Origin of the sequence: Allobrachymonas sp., assembly GCF_041912815.1 — a bacterium.
In the GTDB taxonomy this organism is placed as follows: Bacteria; Pseudomonadota; Gammaproteobacteria; order Burkholderiales; family Burkholderiaceae_C; genus Brachymonas.
The window spans coordinates 110,833-134,441 of record NZ_JAYRLV010000002.1; the positions used below are offsets into that span (position 1 = coordinate 110,833).

A 23,609-nucleotide genomic window follows, 5' to 3' on the forward strand; every position below is an offset into this window, starting at 1 on the left:
TCCTGCGCGGCACCCCCAGGTCGCGCAGGCGGGTGGTGACGGGAGGCGGGCGAAATTCGCACAGTCGTTCGTTTTATATGGGATTCATCTTACCCCGGGGGAATGGCCCTGCTCCACGACTGTGGCCTGCCGGGGCACAGGAGTTTCCCCAAGCCGGGATGGTACATGGGAGATGAAGTGCGTCGCATTTCGGTACCGGGTCGCCCTGCGCTGCGGGGGGCTGCTACCATCGCAGCCCATGACTCTGACCGAACTCAAGTACATCGTGGCCGTGGCCCGCGAAAGGCATTTCGGACGTGCGGCGGAGGCCTGCTTCGTGGCACAGCCGACCCTGTCGGTCGCGGTGCGCAAGCTCGAAGACGAGCTGGATGTGAAAATCTTCGAGCGCAACGCGAGCGAGGTCACGCTCACCCCCATCGGCGAGGAGCTGGTGCAGCAGGCGCAGGTGGTGCTCGAACAGGCGGGCGTCATCCGCGACATCGCCAAGCGAGGCAAGGACCCGCTCGCCGGGCCGCTGCGGCTCGGCATCATCTACACCATCGGCCCCTACCTGCTGCCGGACCTGGTGCGCCAGAACATGGCGCTCACCCCGCAGATGCCGCTGATGCTCCAGGAGAACTTCACCACCCGGCTGCTGGAGATGCTGCGGGCGGGCGAGATCGACTGCGCCATCATGGCCGAGCCCTTTCCCGACTCGGGCATGGCCTCGGCGGCGCTGTACAACGAGCCCTTCTGGGCCGCAGTGCCGGCAGACCACCCGCTGGCCGCGCGCGCCCGGATCGACACCGAGGACCTGCGCCGCGAGCACATGCTGCTGCTCGGCACCGGCCACTGCTTCCGCGACCATGTGCTGGAAGTCTGCCCCGAGTTCGCGCGCTACTCGAGCCATGCCGAGGGCATCCGCAAGAGCTTCGAAGGCTCGTCGCTCGAAACCATCAAGCACATGGTGGCGGCAGGCATGGGCGTGACCCTGGTGCCGGCCCTGAGCGTGCCGCCAGCCGTGCTGCTGGCCCACGAGGCGGGGGATGCCACCGACATGCAGCCGGTGCGCACCACCCCTGCGAGCCCTCACAGCGACGCACCCTTTGTGCACTACATCCCGTTCAGCGGGGAGGCGCCCTCGCGCCGCGTGGTGCTGGTGTGGCGCCGCAGCTTCACCCGCTACGAGGCCATTGCCGCCCTGCGCAACGCGGTGCATGCCTGCGCCCTGCCCGGCGTGGAGCGGCTCAACGCCTGAGGTCTGCCGCCTCGTGTGTCTCCGCCCGGTGGAGTGCGGCGCCTACAATGGCGAGCCATGCGAGACAAACTACATCTGTACCTGGACCTGATCCGCTGGAACCGCCCTGCCGGCTGGCTGCTGCTGCTGTGGCCGACGCTGGCGGCCATGTGGCTGGCCGCGCGAGGCTGGCCCGGCTGGCATCTGGTGACCGTCTTCACGCTCGGCACCATCCTGATGCGCAGCGCGGGCTGCTGCATCAACGACGTGGCCGACCGCCACTTCGACCGGCACGTCAAGCGCACCGTGCACCGCCCGCTCACCAGCGGGCGCATGGGCGTGCCCGAGGCACTGGGCGTGGGCGCCGTGCTGGCGCTGGTGTCGTTCGCGCTGGTGCTCACCACCAATCCCCTCACCATCGCCTGGTCGGTGCCGGCGCTTCTGGTGACCATCGTCTACCCCTTCACCAAGCGCTTCTTTGCCATGCCGCAGGCCGTGCTGGGCGTGGCCTTCAGCATGGGCATGCCCATGGCCTACGCCGCCGTGCAGGACAGCGTGCCGGGCGTGGTGGTATGGATGCTGATTGCCAACCTGTGCTGGACACTCGCCTACGACACCGAGTACGCCATGGTGGACCGCGACGACGACCTGCGCATCGGCATGAAGACCTCGGCCATCACGCTGGGCCGCTTCGACGTGGCCGGCATCATGGCCTTCTATGCCGTGCATACCGGGGTGTGGTGGACGATCTTCTGGCTGCATGCAGGGCTGGGACATGGGGCGCCGGGCTGGAAGCTCGCCGTCTGGTACCTCACTCTGGCGGCCGTGGTGGCACAGGTGAGCTGGCACTGGCACCTGATCCACCGCCGGCAGCGCGACAGCTGCTTCGTGGCCTTCCGCGAAAACCACTGGATCGGGCTGACCGTGTTCGTGGCAGCCCTGCTGCTGGCCTGAGCTCTGCTGCCGCAGCCTGCTCGCCCAGCGCAGGCTCACTGAGCCCGACGACTCCTGCTGCGGTCATCGCCTGAATGGCTGCCGCTTAGCCCTGCCGGTGGCGCTGCACGAACAGCAGCCCCGTGCCCAGCACCATGAAAAAGCCGCCGAAGATGCGCCGCTGCCAGCATGCCGCGCGCGGGGACTGCAGCAGCTGGCGCAGGGCGCGGCCAAAGAGGGCATAGCCGTGCATCACCACCACATCGACGGACAGCGTGGTGACGGAAAGAATCAGGAGCTGCAGCGCAAGCGGACGCGCGGGATCGATGAACTGCGGCAGCACTGCCACCATGAACACGATGCCCTTGGGATTGGTGACGTTGGTGAGAAATCCCGTCAGAAAGCGGCTGCCCCACGAGGGACGCGCCTCGCCGCCTGCCGGGCCGCCCTGCGCGTCAGGGGCGGTGGATGAGATGGTGCCGGGCAGCAGGCTGCCCGTGCTGCGCCACTGCTGCACCCCGAGGTAGAAGAGATAGCAGGCCCCGGCCACCTTGACGGCCCAGAAGGCCCGCTCGGAGGCCACCAGCAGCGACCCCACCCCCAGCCCTGCGACCAGCAGAATGGCCAGGAGCCCGCCTTCGAGCCCCGCGATGGCGGCACTGGCACCACGCACCCCGTGCTGGCTGCCGTGCGTGATCGAAAGCACCGCACCGGAACCCGGCGACAGGGCGATGAGCACGGCTGCCGCGAGGTAGGCAACCCAGAGATGCAGATCCATGGCGGCAGGGGATGCGAGCGGCGCAGCCAGCTCGGAGCGGCAGGACCCGGCACCCACGCACCGGGCCGCTGCAGCGCCTTACTTGCGGCGTGCCTCTGCGGCAGCCACGGCCAGCGCGGTCTGGTTGAGCACGCGGCGCATGGTGGCGCTGGGCGTGAGGATGTGCACGCTGGCGGCGGCCCCCATGAGGACCGGGCCGATGGTGAGGCCGTTGCCGCCCGTGATCTTGAGCATGTTGAACAGGATGTTGGCGGCATCCAGGTTCGGGCAGATCAGGACGTTGGCCGAGCCATTCATGCGGTTGGAGGGCAGCATGTGGCGGCGCAGCTCGGCGTCCATGGCGTTGTCGCCCTGCATCTCGCCTTCGCTTTCGATGTGCGGGGCCAGCCGGCGGAAGATTTCCTCGGCCTCGCGCATCTTGCGGGCGCTGGCGCGGCGGCTGGTGCCGAAGTTGGAGTGCGACAGGAAAGCCACGCGCGGCGTGATGCCGAAGCGCTGCACCTCCACGGCCGACAGCAGCGCAATGTGCGCGAGCTCCTCGGCGCTGGGGTCCTCGTTGACGAAGGTGTCGGCAATGAACAGCGTCTGGTTTTCGAGGATGACGGCGTTGAGCGCCGCGAACTTTTCGCCGGGCTGGGTGCCGATGATGTTGCGCAGAGTGTCGAGGTGGCGGTCGTAGCTGCCCACCAGACCGCAGATCATGGCATCGGCATCGCCCAGACGCACGGCCAGACCACCGATGACGGTATTGCTGCGGCGCACGGCCATCTTGGCCGCGTCGGGGGTGACGCCGTCCCGGCCCATGAGCGTGTGGTAGGTTTCCCAGTAGGTGCGGAAGCGGGGATCGTTCTCGGGGTCGATCACGCCCACGTCCGGCCCGAGGTGCAGATTGAGGCCCAGGCGGCGGATGCGTTCCTCGATGATGTCGGGACGGCCAATGAGGATCGGCTCGGCAATGCCTTCATCGACGGCCTGACGCACGGCGCGCAGCACGCGCTCGTCCTCGCCCTCGGCGTAGATCACGCGCTTGCGACCCGAATCCACGGCACGCGCCATGTTGAAGACGGGGCGCATGAACATGCTCGTGTGGTTCACGAACATCTTGAGGCTTTCGCGGTAGGCGTGCATGTCCGCGATGGGGCGGGTGGCCACGCCGGATTCCTGCGCCGCCAGCGCCACGGCCGGCGCGATGCGCAGGATGAGGCGGCTGTCGAACGGCTTGGGGATGATGTATTCGGGGCCGAAGCGCAGCTCCTGCCCGACATAGGCCGACGCGACCTCGTCGCTGATCTCCATCTTGGCCAGGGCCGCGATCTCGCGCACGCAGGCGAGCTTCATGGCCTCGGTGATGCGCGTGGCGCCGCAGTCGAGCGCGCCACGGAAGATGTACGGGAAGCACAGGACGTTGTTGACCTGGTTCGGATAGTCCGAGCGGCCGGTGGCGATGATGCAGTCCGGACGCGCGGCACGGGCGACTTCGGGACGGATTTCCGGGTCGGGGTTGGCCAGCGCCAGGATGATGGGGGTGGGCGCCATGGTCTTGACCATGTCGGCAGTGAGCACGTTGGACGTGGAGCAGCCGAGGAACACGTCGGCGTTCTCGACCACGTCCGCCAGGGTGCGCTCGCCGGTGTCGGGCTGCGCATAGCGCGCCTTGGACTCGTCGAAGCCTGCCGGGCGGCCGTCATAGATGAGGCCCTTGGAGTCGCACACGTACACGTTGTCGCGCCGCACGCCGAGCTCGACCATCAGGTCCAGGCAGGCCAGGGCGGCAGCGCCGGCGCCGGAGACGGCCACCTTGACCTTGCCGATGTCCTTGCCCACGAGTTCGAGCCCGTTGAGCAGCGCGGCGCTGGAGATGATGGCGGTGCCGTGCTGGTCGTCGTGGAACACGGGAATCTGCATGCGCTCGCGCAGGCGCTTCTCGATGTAGAAGCACTCGGGGGCCTTGATGTCTTCCAGGTTCACACCGCCGAGCGTGGGTTCGAGGGCGGCGATGATGTCCACGAGCTTGTCGGGGTCGCGCTCGGCGAGCTCGATGTCGAACACGTCGATGCCGGCGAACTTCTTGAACAGGCAGCCCTTGCCTTCCATGACCGGCTTGCCGGCCAGCGGGCCGATGTCGCCCAGCCCCAGCACGGCCGTGCCGTTGGTGACCACGCCGACCAGATTGCCGCGCGCGGTGTACTCGGCCGCACAGGCCGGATCGGCCTGGATGTCGAGGCAGGGATACGCCACGCCCGGCGAATAGGCCAGACTCAGGTCGCGCTGGTTGGACAGGGGCTTGGTGGCATTGACGGAAATCTTTCCGCGCACCGGGCTGCGGTGGTATTCCAGCGCGGCTTCGCGCAGATCCGAGCCGGGAGCGGCGGAAGACATGGAGCTATCGGTCGTCACGTTGTGGTCCTTCAAGGAGGTCATGCTGCTGCGTTGCTGCGGAACGCGCCGGCCTGTGGCTGCCGGAGGCCGGTCATTCCCCCGGCCATGGGCGTTCCCTGCAGAAACAAAAACCACCTCCCCCACCCCGGGCATCGGAATTGGCCGCGCGGGCAGCGGGCAGTGTGGCTCTCGGGGTGTTTGTGCAGCACCCCGGGCGGTTCGCTGCCCGGGAGCCGTCGAAAGGCGCACCCCCACCTGAATGCGCGTCAAGGGCCGGTAGGCCCTCGACGGTGGAACCTTGCATTTTCGCACACAAAGAGGGAATCGGAACAGCCCCTGGCACCGGGACGGTGCACTTCAGCGACAGGGCATGACGTAGCGCAACATCGCGCGGCGCAGTGATCCGTGGCTCAGAAGTCCGTCTGCCCCAGCCCTGCCGCTCTGGGTACGGGCCGAGCTGGCCGCACGGCTGCCGGTGCTGCAGGCGACACGTCCTGCACCGGGCGTGCGCCGCCGCCACGCAGCGCCGCGAGCAGACGCTGCCCGGCCCTGCCGGTGACCGGCATGCCCAGGCGGGCCTGCTCGGCACGGATGGCGTCCCGCGTGCGGGCTCCGATCAGGCCATCGGCCACGCCCACGGCATGGCCGCGCGCGAGCAGCAGGCGCTGCAGCTCGCGGTTGTCGGCGCGGCTCAGGCCGGGATCGTCCGTGGGCCAGGCAGTGCGGAAGGCCACGGAGCGATCGCGCCCCGCGATGAGGTCCGACAGATGGGCAATGGCGAGCGCGTAGTTCTCGCTGGCGTTGTAGCGGTACAGGGTGTCGAAGTTGCGTCCCACCAGAAAGGCAGGGCCCTGCGGGCCAGCCGGCAGCATCAGGCCGGCACGGTCGGGCACCGCCGGCAGGGGCGCGCCGCCCGGGAGCGTCACGCCCTGCGCAGCCCACAGGCCCACATCCTGCCGGTTGCGGCGCCCGGCGCCGCTGGCGTCGAAACCGGGCGGCAGCTGCACCTCGTAGCCCCAGGGCTCGCCCGTGCGCCAGCCCGCCTGCTGCAGAAACCGCGCGGTGGAGGCCAGGGCGTCGGGCACGCTGCCCACGATGTCGCGCCGGCCATCCCCGTCGAAATCGACCGCCGTGCGCAGGAAGGTGCTGGGCATGAACTGCGTCTGCCCGAAGGCACCGGCCCAGGAACCGTTGAGCTGCGAGGCGGGAATGTCGCCATCCTGCAGGATGCGCAGGGCGTTGGCGAACTCGGTGCGGAAGTACGTCTGCCGCCGCCCGTAGCACGACAGGGTAGCCAGCGACTGCACCAGTGGCCGCCCTCCGACGTTCTGCCCGAAGTTGCTCTCGATGCCCCACACCCCGACCACCATGGCCGGGTCCACACCGTACTCGGCTCCGATGCGCTGGAGCACATCCTGCCAGCGGCGATAGGCGGCCCGGCCATCGGCCACGCGCTCGGCATCGACGAGCTGGGCCAGGTAGTCCCAGGGGCGAAGCGAGAATTCGGGCTGCCGGTTCAGGAGCGGCAGCACGCTCATGTCAGGCTGCAGGGGCACCACGTAGCGCTGCCAGGTGGCCTCGTCGATGCGGGCAAAGCCGCCTGTCTGGCGCAGCCCGTCGAGGCACTGCGCGAAGTCGCTCCCGGGAGCCTCCAGCTGCGCCGGCTTCTGCGCCTGCATGGAATCGGGTTCAGGGGCGTCCGGCCCGGGCGCCTCCTGGGCCCAGCCTGCCAGAGAGCTCAGCGCCAGCGCACAGGCCGTCACAGCGGGCCGCACGGCCCACCGGCCAGAACGCATGCGCGGGCCGGCGTGAGATGCAGACAATGCCGGCCGAAACTGCCGACCAGGGAAACAGGGCAAGATCGCAGACGACAGGGGCATGGACGTTCCTCGAAACAGAAGGTGGAGAGAAGGGCAAAGAGGGGCATGCAAGGGCAGAGCGGGGCCGTCAGCTGGGAACCCGTAGGCGCCACCTGCCGCCGCATCGGCACACCGGCGCATGGGACGCCCAGTGCCATGGCAAGTACAAGGGCGCTGCACGCTTTTCAGGAAGTCTTCATTCTGTCACGCCGTGCGGCGGTGCTTCCTTGCCCATACGGGATCCGGGCCATGCCCAGCCGCCTCCGCCGCGCGGGACGGCGCCGCTACAATGCCCCGATGAGCACCGTTCCCCCCTCTGCACGGCCCGCGCAGCCGGATGCGGCCCACGTGCTGCAGCTGGCCGTCAGCGCCCTCGACATCGAAACCTCTGCCCTGCAGGCCGCTGCCCGGCGCCTGCGCGAAGGTCCGGCAGGCGCCGCCCTCGTGGAGGCGGTGTCCCTGATCCTCGCCGCCCGTGGGCGGGTAGTGGTGATGGGCATGGGCAAAAGCGGCCATGTGGGCCGCAAGATCGCCGCCACCCTCGCCTCCACCGGCACGCCGGCACTGTTCGTGCACCCGGCCGAGGCCAGCCACGGCGACCTGGGCATGGTGCGCGAAGTGGATGTGGTGCTCGCCATCAGCAACAGCGGCGAGAGCGAGGAGCTCACCCGCATCATGCCCGTACTCCGGCGCCTCGGCGTGCCGGTGGTGGTCATGACGGGCGGACTGCACTCCACGCTCGCACGCCATGCCGACATCGTGATCGACAGCAGCGTCGAGAAGGAAGCCTGCCCCCTCAACCTCGCCCCCACCGCCAGCACCACCGTGCAGCTCGCACTGGGCGATGCCCTGGCCGTGGCCCTGCTGGATGCACGCGGATTCAGGGCCGAAGACTTTGCCCGCTCGCACCCGGGCGGCGCGCTGGGCCGACGGCTGCTCACCACGGTGGCCGATGTCATGCGCGCCGGCGATGCCGCACCGGCCGTGCCGCTGGCAGCGGACTTCAGCACCGTCATGCGCGAGATGAGCGCCAAGGGTCTGGGCGCCACGGTCGTGGTCGACGAGGCCGGACGGGCCGTGGGCATCTTCACCGACGGCGATCTGCGCCGCCTGCTCGAACGCGGGGCCGACCTGCGCAGCCAGACCGCCGCCACGCTGATGCATCCGCATCCCTGGACCATCCGGCCCGACGCGCTGGCCGCCGATGCGGCCCGCCTCATGGAAGAGCACCGCATCAACAGCGTGGCCGTGACCGATGCCGACGGCCTGCTGCTCGGTGCCCTCAACACCCACGACCTCATGCTGGCCAAGGTGATCTGACATGGCGGCCCTTCTTCCCTCCTCCGACCGGCCCCTGCTGCAGTTTCCGCCCGAAGTGCTCATCGGCGCCCAGGAAGTGCGTGTGGTGTTTCTGGACGTGGACGGCGTCTTCACCGACGGCGGCCTCCTCTATACCGAGACCGGCGAGACGGTCAAGCGCTTCCACACGCTCGACGGCCACGGGCTCAAGCTGCTGCAGCGCGCGGGCATCGTTCCGGCGGTGATCTCGGGCCGGGACAGCGCGCCGCTGCGCGTGCGGCTCCAGGCGCTGGGCGTGACGCATGCGGTCTTCGGCACCGAGGACAAGGCGCCTGCGGCCGAACGCATCCTTGCCGAACTGGGGCTCGGCTGGCACCAGGCTGCCGCCATGGGCGACGACTGGCCCGACCTGCCCCTGCTCACCCGCGCAGCCTATGCCATGGCACCGGCGCACGCCCACCCTGAAGTGCGGGGCCGCGTGCACTACGTCACCCAGGCCGGCGGCGGCGCAGGCGCCCTGCGCGAAGCCTGCGACCTGCTGCTGCAGGCGTCCGGGCGCTATGCCGCGCTCCTGGCCCCCTACCTGCACACGCCCGGCGCCGATCGGGACGGCGGAGACCTTGCCCCATGAATCCGGCCACGCCCTCGTCTCCCCCTCCTCCGCAGGCCCCGGTGCCCGCACGGGCACCCGTGCTCGATCTGGGCGCCCTGCATCCGGCCGTGGCCGGCAGCGCTCCCGAGACGTGGTACGACCGCACCCGGCGCCGGGTGGCGGATTTTCTGCCCATGGGGCTGCTGCTCATCCTGGCACTGGCCACCGGCTGGCTGGTACACAACATGCCCAAGGAAGAAGGCCCCCGCGCCGCCCCTCCCGCAAGCGAGCCCGACTACTACATGCGCGACTTTCGCATCCGCAGCTATGACGGCCAGGGCGCCCTGCACAACGACATCACCGCCGTGTACGGCGAGCATCTGCCGGTCGACGACACCATCCACGCCCGCACAGTGCAGGGCTACAGCCAGGACAGCAGAGGCGCCGACATCCGCTCCACGGCCGACCGCGCCATCTCCGACCGCAAGGGCGACGACGTGCGGCTCTTCGACCACGTGCACGTGGTGCGCACCGCACCGCCTGCCCCTGGGGCCTCCCGGCCAGCCGAGCCGCTGGGCTTTGCGGGGGATTTTCTGCACATCCTCCGGCGCGGCGAGCGCATCAGCTCCGACCAGCCCGTGCGCATCACGCGCGGCACCGACGTGATGACCGGCTCCGGACTCGACTACACCGGCGAAAGCAAGGTGCTGGAGGTGCGTGGCCGCGTGCACGCCACCATCCGGCCCGCCTCTGCCGCGCGCTGACGCCTCCTCCCACGTCCATGACCGCACCCACGGCTCCCCTGCTGTACGTGACCGGCGCATCGAGCGGCATCGGGCAGGCGCTGGCCCTGCATGCCTACGCCCTGGGCTGGCGGCTCTGCCTGGTGAGCCGCCGCGCGGACACGGTGCACACCTGGGCCACGCAGCAGGGCCTCGATCCGGCACGCCATGCCATTCTGGCGGCCGACGTGACCGATACCGACTCCATCGTCGTCGCAGGACACACCTGCCTGCAGACGCTGGGCCTGCCCGACGTGGTGGCGGCCTGTGCCGGCATCAGCCATGGCATCGACACCGCCGAGCGGGCCGATCTGGACGTGATGCAGCGCATTCTCGACACCAACGTCATGGGGCTCGCGGCCACCTTCCACCCCTTTGTGGCGCCCATGCGGGCCGCCGGGCGCGGCACGCTCGTGGGCGTGGCCAGCATGACCGGCATCCGCGGCCTGCCCGGACACGGCGCCTACTGCGCCAGCAAGGCCGCCGTCATCGCCTACTGCGAGAGTCTGCGCGGCGAACTGCGCGCAGCAGGCGTACCCGTGGTCACGCTGGTGCCGGGCTACATCGACACCCCCATGACGGCGCACGACACCTATGCACGCCCCTTCCTGATCTCTGCGGCCGAATTCGCCCGCCGCGCATGGCCCACCATCCGGGCCGGACGCAGCTACCGCGTCATTCCCTGGCAGATGGCCGTCGTCGCCCGGCTCCTGCGGCTGCTGCCCAACGCCGTCTTCGACCGTCTGCTGGCCGGCCGCCCACGCAAGCCGCGCCTCACGCCCGACGGGCAGCCCTGAGCCGGCGGCCGCCCTGCCGGTCTCCTTTCTTTGTTGCGCCGATTTCGCCTTTCCCGTCTCTGCACCGCCCATGTTCTCCCCTGCCTCCATGCCCGCCAGCCCCCCTGTCCGCCAGCCGGGTGCGGCATGGCCGCGCGCACGGCAGGCCCGGAGCTGGCTGCAGGCCCCCGGTTCACTCACCCGGCATCTGGCACAGGCCATCGGGCCGGTACAGGTCGAGGTGCTGCAGCAGGGCGCAGCCCCGCTGTGGCCGGAAGAAGCACGCGCCCTGCAACGCGGGCAATTCCGGCACGGCGGCGTAGCCCATGTGCGCACCGTGGTGCTGTGGTGCACCCTGCCCGACGGCCGCCCCTGGCCCGCCGTGCTGGCCCGTTCGGCCGTGCTCGCCCCCCACGCCCGACTGCGCTGGAGCGGCCTGCGTGGACTGGGCCGCTCCCCCCTCGCACAGCTGCTCTATGACACCCCGCGCATCCGCCGCTCCCCGCTCGTGGCGCAGCGCGATGCCCCTGCCAGCCCCGCCGCCCGCCACGTGCTGCGACTCTGGCCCCGCCCAGCAGACCCCACCCCGCCCCTCCCCCCCCGCGCAGTGTGGCGACGCAGCTCGGTCTTCGTGCGCGCACAGGCTCCCCTGATCGTGACCGAATGGTTCGCCCCCGGCGTGTGGGATTCGTCTGTGGCAGCGCGGCAGAATCAATAGACGCAGTCAACAATCACGTGCATCATCCCACCGATAAGGTTCTCTCGATGAGAACACACCACGAACAACTGACAGCAAAAAAGAAAAAGCACGCAGCGATCGATACCGTAGAAAAATTACCATGTGACACACCACAGAATCGATGGAATGGTTGCGTGCTTCACCGGCGCAGAGAAATTGGAGCAGACGCTAAGGCGTAAGCGACTTTACAATAATCCGGGATGCGGAATTTATAAAATACGATAAAGGAGAGCGCCTCCTCTTCTCCCAATTCTCTCAAAAACTGCCGTTGCACCAGAACGAACATGATATCCATCTCCCAAATTCAGCCCGCGCTGACTTGTTGACAGATTCGGCGGTTCTGTTCTCAATGTCGACTCTGCATAATTTTCGCGCAAATTGGCATTTGCAACTAGATTGGCAGTCGTCCATGTATTCGCAAGACGTCCCTGACCAATCTCAGTATTAATATCATCACACAATGACATATTAAACTCCATCTCCATGTATACATGGGTTGTTGTGGATTATATATAAACTTATAAAGTTTATCATAGGCACCGTCAACACTCAAGTGCAACACCCTCAACCGATAAGGGACAGTCTGAATAACCCACATCCAGTGCGAGCACCGGCGTGAACGCTGTGAACCAACCGATCCGCTGCGTGCGATGCGCCCCTGGGGGCCTATTTGAGGCCGCCAGGGTCGCATTTCCGCGTTCTTCAAGCCGCATTCGCCGCTTTCGGACGGAGTTGTCCATCCAGTGCCAGCAACGCTCGACGCGCCATCCACAGGTTCGACAGAGCGAACAGCGTCACCAACTGCGCCGTGTTCTTCTTCAGTCCGCGGTAGCGCACCTTCACATGCCCGAACTGGCGCTTGACGACGCGGAACGGATGCTCAACCTTGGCGCGCACGCTGGCCTTCAGACGTTCGATCTCATCGACGAGCGCGTCCAGCGGCTTGGTCTTGTCAAGCGCCCGGCGCTTGCCGGGCCGCATGGCAACGTGCCACTGGACGTCTTCATTGGCATCAGGCCGATTGCTCACGCCTTGGTAGCCGGCGTCACCGAAGGCCTCGGTCTCCTCGCCATGCAGCAGTGCGTTGGCCTCGACCACATCGTTGACGTTGGCCGCCGTGCCACGCACGGTGTGCACCAGTCCCGACTCGGCGTCCACCCCGATGTGCGCCTTCATGCCGAAGTGCCACTGGTTGCCCTTCTTGGCCTGATGCATCTCCGGGTCACGCTCGCCACTTTGGTTCTTGGTCGAACTCGGCGCCGCGATCAGCGTAGCGTCGACGACGGTGCCCGCCTTGAGCATCAGCCCCTTGTCGCGCAGCAACTCGTTGACGGTGGCCAATATCGGTTCGGCGAGCTTGTGCGCCTCCAGCAGGTGCCGGAATCGCAGGATGGTGCTTTCGTCGGGCAACCGCTTGTCCCAACCCAGATTGGCGAACTCCCGGAACAGCGGCACGTCGTGCAGCGCCTCTTCCATCGCCGGGTCGCTGAGCGTGAACCACTGCTGCATGAAGTGGATGCGCAGCATCGTCTCCACCGGAAACGGCGGGCGCCCCGTCTTGGCCGCGGGCGCATAGGGCAACACCAGCCCCACCAGCGCGGCCCACGGCACCACGCGCTCCATCTGCACCAGGAACTCGCGCTTGCGCGTCTTCTTCGTCGTCAGGCTCAGGCCCAGATCAGCTTGCTTCATGGCTTGCATCGTTGCAGCTCTTCGGCATTCCGGGTAGCAGAATTGCCGGGGGTTTTGCAGACCTTCCCTAGACCCTTCGTTTGTACACAGAACGCCAGCATGGATAAAAATGTCATTTCTATTCCAAATGCCGACAATTTCAGCTTCAAATAGCGGCAACCACGGAGCTACTGAACGCGATTTGGCAGGCATTCTCTCGCAAAAAATCATCAAGATTTATATTTTCCCAAAATATTTTGAATGGTTTTTTCTATAATTCCCACCGCCAACTCCTTAAGCGGCTCTTTGAATTTATCATACATTTCCCCCAACCATTCTTTAACACTTTCCCATGTATTCTCCCAGGCCCCCTTTTCAGCGTTCGCGCGTGCCTCTTCGCTTACGTTCTCCTCTTTTGTTTCCCGAGTGAAAGAGTACTTCGTTTCGTTGGGCAGCACTTCAACCACCAAATCAACGAGCTTCTTGAGATTGAATTTTTCTTCAGAAGATATTGAAATTATAAACTTAGTTGATATTTCAAACCGTTTTGAAATATCATGCTCCTTCACAACAATATTCTTTTTTTGATCGATCCCGGGTTCATTTTTTTGAAAATTCCATTCCCGAAATGGATTGGTTTTTGCAACCTGAGTGATTACAAAAATGACCGGTATTTCTGGATTTGCCTTTTTTACATTTTTATATGCTTCAAGACTTGATGCATAATTTCTGTCATCCGCTTTGATCAACCACAAAATAAGATCAAGTTCAGAAGCAAGACTTATATAAAGTTTTGTATATTCTTGATGATGCTCCGGGTCTTCACCAATTCCAGGCACATCGATTAGGATTATTCCACCCTCGCCATTATTTTTTCCAATCAGTATTTCTTGCGGCCCCCTGGTGCATGCCTCAACATCGGAGATCTTTGCGACTTCTTTTCCAAAGAGTGCGTTGCAAAGGCTTGATTTTCCAACCCCAGAATTTCCAAAAACACCAACTTTAGGCGTGTAATTTCTAATTTGACTAATTTTTTCTTTAATAAAATCTTCCATTTTTTCTTGCGCGCCATTTGGAAGCCCCCTCAAAATAGAAGAAGGCAAGCCCATGCCGGCGAGCATTGAAATACGTTCCTCAATAGATTTATCGCTCATACAATCTCTCCGTGGTATTTAAGCCCAAGGCGGGCAGTTAAAATAATAAATCATTTAGTTAAAATTCAATTTCATAGCGCGTTCGCAATCAAGTGCGCATACCTCCACACTTAAGGTTGCACTATGAGAAAACACCACGAACAACTGGCCGCAGAAGGACGCGCAGCTATGCATAATGATGCAGGGCTGATAACCCCTCGCCATGCCACATGGCCTTCGTGCTACAACGCCGCCTTAAACCATCATACGCAAACTGGCACGGCACGTTTTGCCACATACCAGAGCGCCATGCGCACTCGGCCCACACCTCTTGCATGCGCATCGCGCTCACTTTACCTACAGCAGGCAGCTCCAAGCCGAACGTCGATACCCTGCTCTTCGAGATGATAGAGCATTTCCTGGGACTGCACGCTCACTCTCTCAGATTGCAGACGCACTCAAATGCATGTGACCTATGCCACAGCGCGCTGTCTCGCACGAAACCATTTACACCTGCACCTACGCCATGGCTCCCCAGACATTCGGCCACGCATCCTTTCGGCCAAGAGTCGGCCTGTCGTCGTTTTCGATATATGCATCCGTGAATGCAAAGAGCGTGCGATCTCCGCTGACATGGGTCAGAGTCCCGATGGGTTCGTCGTAGAGATTCACATTCAGTACAGAGGCGCTACTCATCATTGTCCTCATCCAGTCGATAGGCAGGGCGCGGCAAGCCCGGACGATCCGAGCCCGTACTGCCATGGGCCAGCGCGTTTCGGATGTCACTCACCTGCCTGGTGATGTCCCGCAGGTTCCCATGACCTCCTGATTCCTCACATTCATTGAGGGCCTCTCTGAGGCCGCGGAGGGCCTCGGCGTTCGTGATGAGATGTGCGTATTGCCGAAGCTCACGGAACTGACGATTCAGGTCTTCAAATCCTGATGGGTCCATGCTTGAAACCCTGATGTGGTTGAGTTGCTTGGCAACCCGAGAAATTTCTTTACGCACATCGGACGGAGCCTGCGGCACGTCATCCACGCTGCGTGTGATCGAGTTGACAGCGGGCATGGCCTTGCGCGGAACGAGTGCCAACTCCAGATCAAGCGCATGGGCGATGGCGGTCAGGCTCGAGACGGTGAGGTTCACCTTGCCATGCTCGATCTTGGAGATGTGCGACTGCGGTACGCCGGCGCGCACGCTCAGCGTTCGTTGGCTGAGCGTCTTCTTCTCTCGTGCAGCCTTTAAGGTCGCTGCCAGCCTTTCCGCTTCGTAAGTCATACTTGATCTACAAAAACATATCATTCTTGATTCATGATATGCAAACAGGCATCTGCAATCAAGCAGATCTCCAATGAAAATCTATTTTTATATATCTACACAACTTTTTGATCTGCAAGAATAGATCAAAACTTTCCTAAAACACTCTCAGCAGGCACGTGCCGGGGCAGGACGTCCGCCAGGGCCCGCCCACGTAGCCTCGGCGATGCAGTGCCATGCGTTTTCAGGAGCCCTGCTGCCACCCGCCCCTTCTCTCCGCTCCCTTTGCTCAGGGACACAGAGAACATGCCCCGTCCGTTCGTGACGGATTTTCCGGAATGCGGGGCAATGTGCGTCGGTCTGGCGGGGCGGGGTTACTGGCTGCGGCTCGGGGCTACACTCGGTAGCATTCCCTCCCATTCCCGATCCGCGTCCGCATGCGGCGGCTTGCATGCATGCCGCGCTGCACGTTCCGGGGTGCGGCAGGTTTTTCTTTTGCCCGCGACCGGAGCCCCGGCAGATGTCCGACACCCCACCCGCCCTTTCTTCCTCTGACGAGACGCACGACGCCCCGCCGCAGCCGCCCGCTCCTGCACCGTCCCGGCTGAAGGCTGCCGGGCAGCGCCTCGGCACCCTGGCACGTTCCCGGCTGATGCGCCGGGGTCTTGTGGCCACCGTGCTGTTTCTGCTGGTGGTGGGGGTGCTGGGCTTTCTGGTGGCGCCCGACCTGCTGCGCACGCAGATCGAGCAGCGTGCCGGCGCCGCCCTTGCGCGCAAGGTGCAGATCGGGCAGGTGCATCTCAACCCCTACACGCTGCGTCTGCAGCTCGACGGCGTGCACATTGCGGATGCCGACGGGCAGTCGCCCTTTGTCGACATCGACCGCGCCACCACGCGGGTGTCGTGGGCCTCGCTGTTCCGGTTGGCTCCGGTGGTGGGCGAGCTGCGGCTGGACCGGCCCCGCGTGCGCATCGTGCGCACCGGACCCCAGCGCTTCAACTTCAGCGACATCGTGGACCGGCTGATGGCGCAGCCCGCCAGCCCCAGCGCCTCGCCCACGCGCTTTGCCGTCTCCAACATCGAGCTGCGCGACGGCGATATCCAGTTCGACGACCGCGTGCTCCAGGCACGGCACCACGTGGCCCATCTGGAGCTGGGCGTGCCCTTCCTGGCCAATCTGCCGAGCGATGTGGACGTGTTCGTGCGGCCGCTGCTGTCGATGCAGGTCGACGGCAGCCCCCTGCGCTTCGAGGGACAGGCCAAGCCCTTTGCCCGCTCGCTCGATTCGACCCTGCACTTCCGCCTCGACCGGCTCGATCTGGCCCGCTATGTGGACTACGTGCCGGTGCGTCTGCCCGTGGCGCTGCCGCGCGGCTGGCTCTCGGGCGACGTGGCGCTGCGTTTCCTGCAGGCGTCCACGCCGCAGCTGGGCCTCACGGGCCAGCTCCAGCTCGATGACCTCGCCCTGCAGGACACCCATGCGGCGCCCCTCGCCACCATCGGCCGGGCACGGGCCCAGCTCACCGATGTGCAGCCCCTGATCGCCCGCTACCACCTCGGTGCCATCTCGCTGGAGCGTTCGCAGCTGCACTTTGTCGGACACGCGGGGGGCGGCAGCAACTTCAGCACCCTCGCTGCCTCCCCGGCGGCTGCGGCATCGGCCACTTCCGCTCCTGCGCCCAAGTCCGCCGCTCCCGCCACCGATCTGCGCGTGGCCACCCTGACCCTGCGGGACAATGCCCTGCACTACACCGATGCCACCGGCCACACCCTGTCGCTGGACGGGCTGCAGGGTGCGCTGCAGCATCTGGCCCTGTCCGCCAGCGCCCCACCTGCGGCGCTGAACCTGTCGGGCCACGTGGCAGGCGGCACGATCAGCTCCACCGGCACCCTGGACCTCGCCCACGCGCGGCTCGACACCACGCTCGGCCTGTCCCATCTGGACCTGCCCACCCTGCTGCCTCTGGCGCAGGGGGCGCTGCCCGTGCAGGTCCCCAGGGGCACCCTCGATGCCGCAGGCCAGCTCCAGCTCGGCTGGGCTACGGGCCTCACCCTGCACCTGTCCAAGACCAGAACCACCCTCTCCGACACGGCCCTGCAGCCTGCCGGCACCCGCGGCGGCACGCCCCCCGTCGCCTGGCAGAAGCTCGACACCGTCATCGACGAAGTGGACCTGACCCAGCGCGTGGCCAGGGTGCAGTCCGTGCTGGCCACCGGGCTGGCACTCGACGTGCAGCGCGCCCGAGATGGGCAGCTCAACCTCGCCCGGCTCGCGGCCGCCCCTGCCGCAGGCAGCTCCCGCGCAGCGCAGACCCGCTCCCGCCCGGGCACGGCCTCTGCTCCCTGGCAATGGAGCGTGGCCCATGCCGGCATCGACCAGTCCACCGTCCGCTGGACCGACGCGGCCACCGGCTCCCGCCCCGTGCACCTGACGGTGGAGGCGCTCAAGGGGGGCATCGACGCCCTCGACAGCCACCTCGATCGTCCGCGTGCCCTCACGCTGGCGGGGCGCATCGGTGCAGGCAGCTTCGCGCTGGCCGGCAAGGCCCAGCCCACGCCCGTCTGGGCCGACCTGCACGTCACCACCCGCGCAATGGACCTGGCTCCGTTCCAGCCCTATGTGCAGGTGCCGCTCAACGTCACCATCACCAGCGCGCACGCCTCCAACCAGGGACAGCTGGTGTACGACGGGCGCCGCAGCGGCCATCCCACCTTCAGCTACCAGGGCAATGCCGCGCTCGAACAGGTCCGCATCCGCGACAAGCTCACCGGCGACGACTTCCTGCGCTGGCGCACGCTGGCAGGCACCTACCTGCGCGTGACGGCCGGTTCCGGCCGCCCCCGCATCGACGTGGGCCACGTGCTGCTCAGCGCCTTCTATGCCCGCATGATCATCAACGCCAACGGCCGGCTCAACCTGTCGGACGTGGTGGCACAGCCGCAGTCGGCCCCCGTGTCGGTCACCCGCGTGCAGCCCACGGCCGGCGCAGCGCCCAGCCGTACCCCGGCGCCTGCTCCGGTCACGGCGCCTTCTGCCCCGCTCCGCACCGCCGTGGCAGCCTCTGCGGGCACCGTCGCCACGGCCCCGACCGCAGCGGCCTCCGCGCCTGCCGCCCCGCTGCCCGTGGACATGCGCATCGGCGGCATCACCCTGGCCAACGGCCAGCTCAACTACACCGACAACTACATCCGCCCCCACTACACCGCCAACATGACGCGGCTCGCGGGCCGCATCGGCGCCTTCGGCACGGCTCCCGGTGCTCCGCCGGCCAGCGTGGCCGTGCATGCGGCGCTCAATGGCCGCTCGCCCATCGACATCACCGGCTCGGTCAACCCGCTGCAGCCCGTGGCCTTTCTGGACATCAAGGGCAAGGCCGACCGCGTGGAGCTCCCCAGCCTGAGCACCTATTCCACCCGCTACACCGGCTACCCCATCACCCACGGCCGCCTCAGCGTGGACGTGCACTACCGGCTCGACCACCGCCAGCTCAACGCCGACAACCACATCCTGCTCACCGAGCTGACCTTCGGCAACCGCGACGAGAGCCCCGGCATCCGCCACCTCCCCGTCAAGCTCGCCGTCGCCCTGCTCAAGGACGACAACGGCAACATCGACGTGAACCTGCCCGTCACCGGCTCCCTGGACGATCCGCAGTTCAGCATGGGGGGCCTCATCTGGCGTGCCGTGGGCAACCTCATCGTCAAGGTCGTCACCGCCCCGTTCAAGCTGCTGGGCGCCATCTTCGGCGGCAGCGATCCGGGTGCGCTCGGCTATGTCGAATTCGCCCCCGGCTCGGCCGTGCTCGACACCGACGCGCAGGACAAGCTCGCCAAGGTCGTCACCCTGCTGCAGAAGAAATCCGCACTGCAGCTCGGCCTCGTCGGCCGCGTCGACCCTGCCCGCGATGCCGACGGCCTGCGCCACGCCATGGCACAGACCCTGATCCGCCGCGAAAAGGCCCTCGACACCCAGGGCAAGAAGGCCGACCTCTCCGACGCCGCCCTCGCGTCCATCACCATCACTCCCGACGAATACGAAACCTATCTCAAGCGCGCCTACAAGCACGCCCCCGTCAAGAACCGCCCCCGCAACTTCCTCGGCCTCGACAAATCCCTCGACCCCGAAGCCATGCGCAAGCTCCTCGACGCCAGCATCCCAGTGGACGACAAGGCCCTCAAGACCCTCGCCGAACACCGCGCCCAGGCCGTGCGCACCTGGCTGCACGGCAAGCTCGACGACCAGCGCATCACCCTGCGCCCCGTCAAGCTCAGTGCCGCCGGCATCGAGGACAAGGGCAAGACCACCCGCGCCGACCTCGCCCTCGGCGTGGACGGCGAAACCGGCGACTGATTGCCCCCCCGCTCCGGCTTCTCCGGCTTCTTCTGCACACGCGGAAATCCGAGGCTCTGGAAAATCACGCCCCCGGGGGCATCGAGGTGCCGAAGCGCCGAACACGGCATGCCGAAAAGCTCCTCCACCAAAAACACAGGGCCGGCCCCCTTTCCGGGAACCGGCCCTGTATGGGCACAGAGGCATGGCACACGGGCATGCACCACGGTGTGCCCCAAACGCGGGGCGATCAGCCCTGCTGGCGTACCTGCGCGAGCAGCGTGTCCGCATCGCTCACCGCGAACTGCCCGGGCGCCTCCACATTGAGCGTCACCACCCGGCCGTCGCGCACCAGCATCGAATAGCGGTTGCTGCGCAGCCCCAGGCCCTTGCCCGTCAGATCGAGCGTCAGTCCTGTCGCGCGGGCAAACACCGCATCGCCATCGGCCAGCAGGCGCACCTTGCCCGCCGTCCCCTCGGCACGCGCCCAGGCTCCCATCACGAACGGATCGTTCACCGACACGCACCAGATCTCATCCACCCCGGCCGCCAGCAGCGCATCGTGCGCGGCCAGATACCCCGGCAGATGGCGCTCCGAGCACGTCGGCGTAAAGGCCCCCGGCACCGCAAACAGGGCAATCGTCCGGCCCGCAGCCGCCTGCCGCACCGGCACCGCATTCGGGCCGAGGCTGCACCCCTCGCCTTCCACCTCCACATACTCCGACAACGTCACATCAGGCAACAGATCTCCAACGGCAATCATGGGCACGCTCCGCAAACAGAAAAAACAAAAAAGGGAAGGAAGCGGCCCCACAGGAACCACCCCTTCCCCATTGTCGCGTCCCACCCATAAACCCCGCGTCCCCTGCGGGCATGCCGGAGCCTCAAGCCTCAGGCGCCACGGCCCGATCCGCCGCTAGCTGTGATGTTTCAATAGGTTGTTCACCCGACAGGATCTGGGAAACTGGAGTTCTCGACGCTTCAGTACTCTCAGGGGGCCAACCGGATGAACAGTCATAAGAATGCCAGAACTACCTTCGAAGGTCGCAAATTGCTCATTGAACGCATTGCCGTGATGGGCCTCAGGCCCGCAGCCGAGTCGGCTGGCATCAGCGTGCGCACCGCCCGCAAGTGGCTGGGCCGATTCGAACGGTCAGGGCCGGACGGATTGCTCGATCGCAGCTCCAGGCCTCATCAGACGCGCACCACGGTCGATGAAGTGCTTTCCCGGCGCATCGAACAACTGCGCCGTACGCGCATGCCCATGCGTGCCATCGCTGCGGTCGTCGGTCGAAGCGTGGCGACGGTCAGCCGGGTGCTCAACCGCCTGGGGCTCTCCAGCCTCAAGGCGCTCGAACCTGCCTCGCCGGTGCTGCGCTACGAGCGCGATGCGCCCGGCGAGTTGCTGCACATCGACACCAAGAAGCTCGGCAGGATCGTGCGCCCCAGCCATCGCGTGACCGGCAACCGCCGTGACAGCGTCGACGGCGCGGGATGGGAGTTTGCCCATGTCGCCATCGACGATCATTCCAGGGCGGGATTCGTGCAGATGTATGCCAACGAGCGCAAGGACTCGGCAGTGGCGTTCCTCAAGGCGGCCGTGGCGCATTACGCCGCACTTGGGGTGAAGGTCAAGCGCCTGCTGACCGACAACGGTCCCGCTTACCGCTCCCGATTGTTCGCCATGACGTGCCAAACCTTGGGGATCAAGCACACCTTCACGCGGCCTTACCGGCCGCAAACCAATGGCAAGGCCGAACGCTTCATCCAGACCTGCCTCAGGCAATGGGCTTATGGCCGGGTCTGGCAGAACAGCGCAGAGCGAACTGCTTGGCTGCCTGCCTTCCTCGCTTACTACAACGCCCGCAGGCCACACTCGGCATTGGGCTACAAACCCCCAGCTTCGCGCCTCGCCGGGAACAACCTATTGCAACTCAACAGCTAGCGCGCCAGCACCCAGAACAGCGCAGGCGGCACGAAGACCAGCACAAAGCCCAGCGTCGTCGCCGCCCAGGCCCCCAGCCGCAGGCGAAAGAGCCACGTCCACCCGAGTGCCGCCGCCAGAAACTGCAGCAGCGCCATGAGCACCGCCGGCCCCCCGTCATAGAACCGCGCGTTCGCCACGTACTTGTTCGGCGAATGGTAGAACCCACCTCCCCAGACAATGATCCACCCGCCCAGCATGGAGAGCAGCGCGAAGGCCCCCACGGAAACGATGGCGGCGAAGGAAGGGGGCGACTTGGAAGACGGCATGGGAATCAGTGTGCGGAACGGTGTTTCACGATCGAAATGCCACGGACCGATGCGCCCGCGATGAAAAAGCATGTGCCCGGCACCGGCGTGCAGGCCCCGGCAGCACGCGGCAGCCGGGAATGCATTCCGTCACTCAACCCAGCTTCTGCTTGAGCAGGGCGTTGACCTGCGCCGGATTGGCCTTGCCCTTGCTGGCCTTCATGACCTGGCCCACGAGGGCATTGAATGCCTTGTCCTTGCCGGCCCGGTACTGCTCGACGTTGCCGGGATTGGCGGCGATGACGTCGTCGACCATCTTCTCCAGGGCGCCGGTGTCGTTCATCTGGCGCAGGCCCTTCTGGTCGATGACGGCGTCCACGTCGTGGCCTTCGCCGGTCCAGAGGGCATCGAAGACCTGGCGGGCGGCGTTGTGGCTGACGGTGCCGTCGTGGATGCGGCCGATCAGGGCGGCCAGCTGCGCGGTGGAGACCGGGCTGTCGGCCACGCTGCGCTCGTCGGCATTGAGGCGGCGCGAGAGCTCGCCCATGACCCAGTTGCCGGCCAGCTTGGGCTGGCCACTGAGGCGGGCGGTGTCCTCGAAGTAGGCCGCCATGTCGCGGCTCAGGGTGAGCTGGCTCGCGTCATAGGCCGGCAGCCCGTAGTCGGCCACAAAGCGCTCGGCCATGTGGCGCGGCAGTTCGGGCATGTCGGCGCGCACCTGCTCGACCCATTCCGGCGCCACGACGAGCGGCGGCAGGTCGGGGTCGGGGAAGTAGCGGTAATCGGCCGAATCCTCCTTGACGCGCATGGCCCGGGTTTCGCCGCTGTCGGGGTCGAAGAGCACGGTGGCCTGCTGAATGGCGTGGCCGTCCTCGATCTGCTCGATCTGCCAGCGGATCTCGTAGTCGATGGCCTGCTGCATGAAGCGGAAGCTGTTGAGGTTCTTGATCTCGCGGCGGGTGCCGAGCGGCTGGCCGGGCCGGCGCACCGAGACGTTGGCGTCGCAGCGGAAGGAGCCTTCCTGCATGTTGCCGTCGCAGATGCCGATCCAGGTCACGATCTTGTGGAGCTCGCGGGCGTAGGCCACGGCTTCCTCGGTGCTGCGCATGTCGGGTTCGGTCACGATTTCGAGCAGCGGGGTGCCCGCGCGGTTCAGGTCGATGCCGCTCATGCCGGGGAACACGTCGTGCAGCGACTTGCCGGCGTCCTCTTCCAGGTGGGCGCGCACGAGGCGCACTGCACGGGGTTCCTCGCCGAGGTGGAAGTGCACCTCGCCGCCCTGCACCACCGGAATCTCGAACTGGCTGATCTGGTAGCCCTTGGGCAGGTCGGGGTAGAAGTAGTTCTTGCGCGCAAAGATGCTGCGCGGGGCGATGTGCGCGCCCACGGCCAGCCCGAAGCGGATGGCGCGGTCGACTGCCGCACGGTTCATGACCGGCAGGGTGCCGGGCAGGGCCAGATCGACGGCGCAGGCCTGGGTGTTGGGCTCGGCCCCGAAGGCGATGCTGGCGCGGCTGAAGATCTTGCTGTGGGTGGAGAGCTGGGCGTGGGTCTCGAAGCCGATCACGACTTCATAGCCCTGAATGAGAGGGGACGATGTGGAGGTGCTCATGATGGTGTGCTGCTGCTCGG

Annotated in this window: 19 protein-coding genes; 9 read left to right on the plus strand and 10 right to left on the minus strand. The window is 66.1% G+C overall.

The features are described from left to right. Nucleotides 1-238 precede the first annotated feature (238 nt). The gene (locus ACE3P9_RS02995; RefSeq protein ID WP_374491763.1) at nucleotides 239-1,237 is read left to right on the plus strand and encodes a LysR substrate-binding domain-containing protein; all 999 of its coding nucleotides are present in this window, start codon (nucleotides 239-241) and stop codon (nucleotides 1,235-1,237) included. Nucleotides 1,238-1,294: 57 nt separating this feature from the next. After that, entirely contained in the window at nucleotides 1,295-2,170 is an 876-nt protein-coding gene (gene ubiA, locus ACE3P9_RS03000) for a 4-hydroxybenzoate octaprenyltransferase (RefSeq protein ID WP_374491764.1), read from the plus strand. 85 nt (nucleotides 2,171-2,255) lie between these two features. Here ubiA and ACE3P9_RS03005 read toward each other — a convergent pair whose 3' ends face one another. The 3 genes from ACE3P9_RS03005 to ACE3P9_RS03015 form a co-directional block, all read right to left on the minus strand. After that, nucleotides 2,256-2,927 carry a LysE family transporter gene (locus ACE3P9_RS03005; RefSeq protein WP_374491765.1) on the minus strand — a complete coding sequence of 224 codons (672 nt, stop codon included), beginning with the start codon at nucleotides 2,925-2,927 and terminating at the stop codon, nucleotides 2,256-2,258. A 78-nt stretch (nucleotides 2,928-3,005) separates the two neighbouring features. After that, entirely contained in the window at nucleotides 3,006-5,306 is a 2,301-nt protein-coding gene (locus ACE3P9_RS03010; RefSeq protein WP_374491939.1) for an NADP-dependent malic enzyme, read from the minus strand. Between the two features lie 410 nt (nucleotides 5,307-5,716). Further along, nucleotides 5,717-7,102, minus strand: coding sequence for a lytic murein transglycosylase (locus ACE3P9_RS03015; RefSeq protein WP_374491766.1), 1,386 nt, complete (start codon nucleotides 7,100-7,102; stop codon nucleotides 5,717-5,719). Nucleotides 7,103-7,462: 360 nt separating this feature from the next. Here ACE3P9_RS03015 and ACE3P9_RS03020 point away from each other — a divergent pair, with 360 nt between their 5' ends. The 5 genes from ACE3P9_RS03020 to ACE3P9_RS03040 all read left to right on the plus strand — a co-directional run bounded on the left by ACE3P9_RS03020 (nucleotide 7,463) and on the right by ACE3P9_RS03040 (nucleotide 11,332). After that, a complete protein-coding gene (locus tag ACE3P9_RS03020; RefSeq protein ID WP_374491767.1) occupies nucleotides 7,463-8,485 on the plus strand; it encodes an SIS domain-containing protein in 1,023 nt (340 codons plus the stop codon). Nucleotide 8,486: 1 nt separating this feature from the next. Further along, the gene (locus tag ACE3P9_RS03025; RefSeq protein ID WP_374491768.1) at nucleotides 8,487-9,095 is read left to right on the plus strand and encodes a KdsC family phosphatase; all 609 of its coding nucleotides are present in this window, start codon (nucleotides 8,487-8,489) and stop codon (nucleotides 9,093-9,095) included. Beyond that, nucleotides 9,092-9,820, plus strand: coding sequence for an LPS export ABC transporter periplasmic protein LptC (gene lptC / locus ACE3P9_RS03030; protein ID WP_374491769.1), 729 nt, complete (start codon nucleotides 9,092-9,094; stop codon nucleotides 9,818-9,820). Before ACE3P9_RS03025 ends, lptC begins: the two co-directional genes overlap by 4 nt. A gap of 17 nt (nucleotides 9,821-9,837) precedes the next feature. Continuing rightward, nucleotides 9,838-10,635, plus strand: coding sequence for an SDR family oxidoreductase (locus tag ACE3P9_RS03035; protein WP_374491770.1), 798 nt, complete (start codon nucleotides 9,838-9,840; stop codon nucleotides 10,633-10,635). A gap of 70 nt (nucleotides 10,636-10,705) precedes the next feature. Continuing rightward, nucleotides 10,706-11,332, plus strand: a complete 627-nt coding sequence (locus ACE3P9_RS03040; RefSeq protein WP_374491771.1) for a chorismate lyase — start codon at nucleotides 10,706-10,708, stop codon at nucleotides 11,330-11,332. A gap of 160 nt (nucleotides 11,333-11,492) precedes the next feature. Here the strand turns inward: ACE3P9_RS03040 and ACE3P9_RS03045 are convergent, their stop codons facing one another. From ACE3P9_RS03045 to ACE3P9_RS03060, 4 genes are all read right to left on the minus strand, one after another. Next, nucleotides 11,493-11,639 carry a hypothetical protein gene (locus ACE3P9_RS03045; protein WP_374491772.1) on the minus strand — a complete coding sequence of 49 codons (147 nt, stop codon included), beginning with the start codon at nucleotides 11,637-11,639 and terminating at the stop codon, nucleotides 11,493-11,495. A 416-nt stretch (nucleotides 11,640-12,055) separates the two neighbouring features. Further along, nucleotides 12,056-13,045 (minus strand): IS5 family transposase, encoded by a 990-nt coding sequence (locus tag ACE3P9_RS03050; RefSeq protein WP_374491773.1) that lies wholly within the window; start codon nucleotides 13,043-13,045, stop codon nucleotides 12,056-12,058. Between the two features lie 209 nt (nucleotides 13,046-13,254). After that, nucleotides 13,255-14,178: a GTPase family protein gene (locus ACE3P9_RS03055; protein WP_374491774.1), complete on the minus strand. Its 924-nt coding sequence runs from the start codon at nucleotides 14,176-14,178 to the stop codon at nucleotides 13,255-13,257. A 667-nt stretch (nucleotides 14,179-14,845) separates the two neighbouring features. Further along, nucleotides 14,846-15,436: a helix-turn-helix domain-containing protein gene (locus ACE3P9_RS03060; RefSeq protein WP_374491775.1), complete on the minus strand. Its 591-nt coding sequence runs from the start codon at nucleotides 15,434-15,436 to the stop codon at nucleotides 14,846-14,848. Nucleotides 15,437-15,935: 499 nt separating this feature from the next. Here ACE3P9_RS03060 and ACE3P9_RS03065 point away from each other — a divergent pair, with 499 nt between their 5' ends. Continuing rightward, nucleotides 15,936-19,766, plus strand: coding sequence for a DUF748 domain-containing protein (locus ACE3P9_RS03065; RefSeq protein WP_374491776.1), 3,831 nt, complete (start codon nucleotides 15,936-15,938; stop codon nucleotides 19,764-19,766). A gap of 229 nt (nucleotides 19,767-19,995) precedes the next feature. Here ACE3P9_RS03065 and ACE3P9_RS03070 read toward each other — a convergent pair whose 3' ends face one another. Continuing rightward, nucleotides 19,996-20,508: a peroxiredoxin gene (locus ACE3P9_RS03070; protein WP_374491778.1), complete on the minus strand. Its 513-nt coding sequence runs from the start codon at nucleotides 20,506-20,508 to the stop codon at nucleotides 19,996-19,998. A gap of 243 nt (nucleotides 20,509-20,751) precedes the next feature. Here ACE3P9_RS03070 and ACE3P9_RS03075 point away from each other — a divergent pair, with 243 nt between their 5' ends. Then, nucleotides 20,752-21,690, plus strand: a complete 939-nt coding sequence (locus ACE3P9_RS03075) for an IS481 family transposase (protein WP_374491779.1) — start codon at nucleotides 20,752-20,754, stop codon at nucleotides 21,688-21,690. On the opposite strand, the gene ACE3P9_RS03080 is transcribed toward ACE3P9_RS03075, so the two are convergent. After that, nucleotides 21,687-21,998 carry a hypothetical protein gene (locus ACE3P9_RS03080; RefSeq protein WP_374491780.1) on the minus strand — a complete coding sequence of 104 codons (312 nt, stop codon included), beginning with the start codon at nucleotides 21,996-21,998 and terminating at the stop codon, nucleotides 21,687-21,689. The two genes, ACE3P9_RS03075 and ACE3P9_RS03080, sit on opposite strands and share 4 nt — an antisense overlap. Nucleotides 21,999-22,131: 133 nt before the next feature. Further along, complete coding sequence (gatB, locus tag ACE3P9_RS03085; RefSeq protein WP_374491781.1) at nucleotides 22,132-23,589, minus strand: Asp-tRNA(Asn)/Glu-tRNA(Gln) amidotransferase subunit GatB; 1,458 nt, start codon at nucleotides 23,587-23,589, stop codon at nucleotides 22,132-22,134. Between the last annotated feature and the right edge of the window lie 20 nt (nucleotides 23,590-23,609).

Bases quoted from the DNA above. Each gene is read 5' to 3' on its own strand.
- ACE3P9_RS03065 (WP_374491776.1), top strand. From the start codon at position 15,936: ATGTCCGACACCCCACCCGCCCTTTCTTCCTCTGACGAGACGCACGAC.
- ACE3P9_RS03060 (WP_374491775.1), bottom strand. From the start codon at position 15,436: ATGACTTACGAAGCGGAAAGGCTGGCAGCGACCTTAAAGGCTGCACGA.
- ACE3P9_RS03045 (WP_374491772.1), bottom strand. From the start codon at position 11,639: ATGTTCGTTCTGGTGCAACGGCAGTTTTTGAGAGAATTGGGAGAAGAG.
- ACE3P9_RS03050 (WP_374491773.1), bottom strand. From the start codon at position 13,045: ATGAAGCAAGCTGATCTGGGCCTGAGCCTGACGACGAAGAAGACGCGC.
- ACE3P9_RS03075 (WP_374491779.1), top strand. From the start codon at position 20,752: ATGAACAGTCATAAGAATGCCAGAACTACCTTCGAAGGTCGCAAATTG.
- ACE3P9_RS02995 (WP_374491763.1), top strand. From the start codon at position 239: ATGACTCTGACCGAACTCAAGTACATCGTGGCCGTGGCCCGCGAAAGG.
- ACE3P9_RS03070 (WP_374491778.1), bottom strand. From the start codon at position 20,508: ATGATTGCCGTTGGAGATCTGTTGCCTGATGTGACGTTGTCGGAGTAT.
- gatB (WP_374491781.1), bottom strand. From the start codon at position 23,589: ATGAGCACCTCCACATCGTCCCCTCTCATTCAGGGCTATGAAGTCGTG.
- ACE3P9_RS03035 (WP_374491770.1), top strand. From the start codon at position 9,838: ATGACCGCACCCACGGCTCCCCTGCTGTACGTGACCGGCGCATCGAGC.
- ACE3P9_RS03005 (WP_374491765.1), bottom strand. From the start codon at position 2,927: ATGGATCTGCATCTCTGGGTTGCCTACCTCGCGGCAGCCGTGCTCATC.
- ACE3P9_RS03015 (WP_374491766.1), bottom strand. From the start codon at position 7,102: ATGCGTTCTGGCCGGTGGGCCGTGCGGCCCGCTGTGACGGCCTGTGCG.
- ACE3P9_RS03040 (WP_374491771.1), top strand. From the start codon at position 10,706: ATGTTCTCCCCTGCCTCCATGCCCGCCAGCCCCCCTGTCCGCCAGCCG.
- lptC (WP_374491769.1), top strand. From the start codon at position 9,092: ATGAATCCGGCCACGCCCTCGTCTCCCCCTCCTCCGCAGGCCCCGGTG.
- ACE3P9_RS03020 (WP_374491767.1), top strand. From the start codon at position 7,463: ATGAGCACCGTTCCCCCCTCTGCACGGCCCGCGCAGCCGGATGCGGCC.
- ACE3P9_RS03055 (WP_374491774.1), bottom strand. From the start codon at position 14,178: ATGAGCGATAAATCTATTGAGGAACGTATTTCAATGCTCGCCGGCATG.
- ubiA (WP_374491764.1), top strand. From the start codon at position 1,295: ATGCGAGACAAACTACATCTGTACCTGGACCTGATCCGCTGGAACCGC.
- ACE3P9_RS03010 (WP_374491939.1), bottom strand. From the start codon at position 5,306: ATGTCTTCCGCCGCTCCCGGCTCGGATCTGCGCGAAGCCGCGCTGGAA.
- ACE3P9_RS03080 (WP_374491780.1), bottom strand. From the start codon at position 21,998: ATGCCGTCTTCCAAGTCGCCCCCTTCCTTCGCCGCCATCGTTTCCGTG.
- ACE3P9_RS03025 (WP_374491768.1), top strand. From the start codon at position 8,487: ATGGCGGCCCTTCTTCCCTCCTCCGACCGGCCCCTGCTGCAGTTTCCG.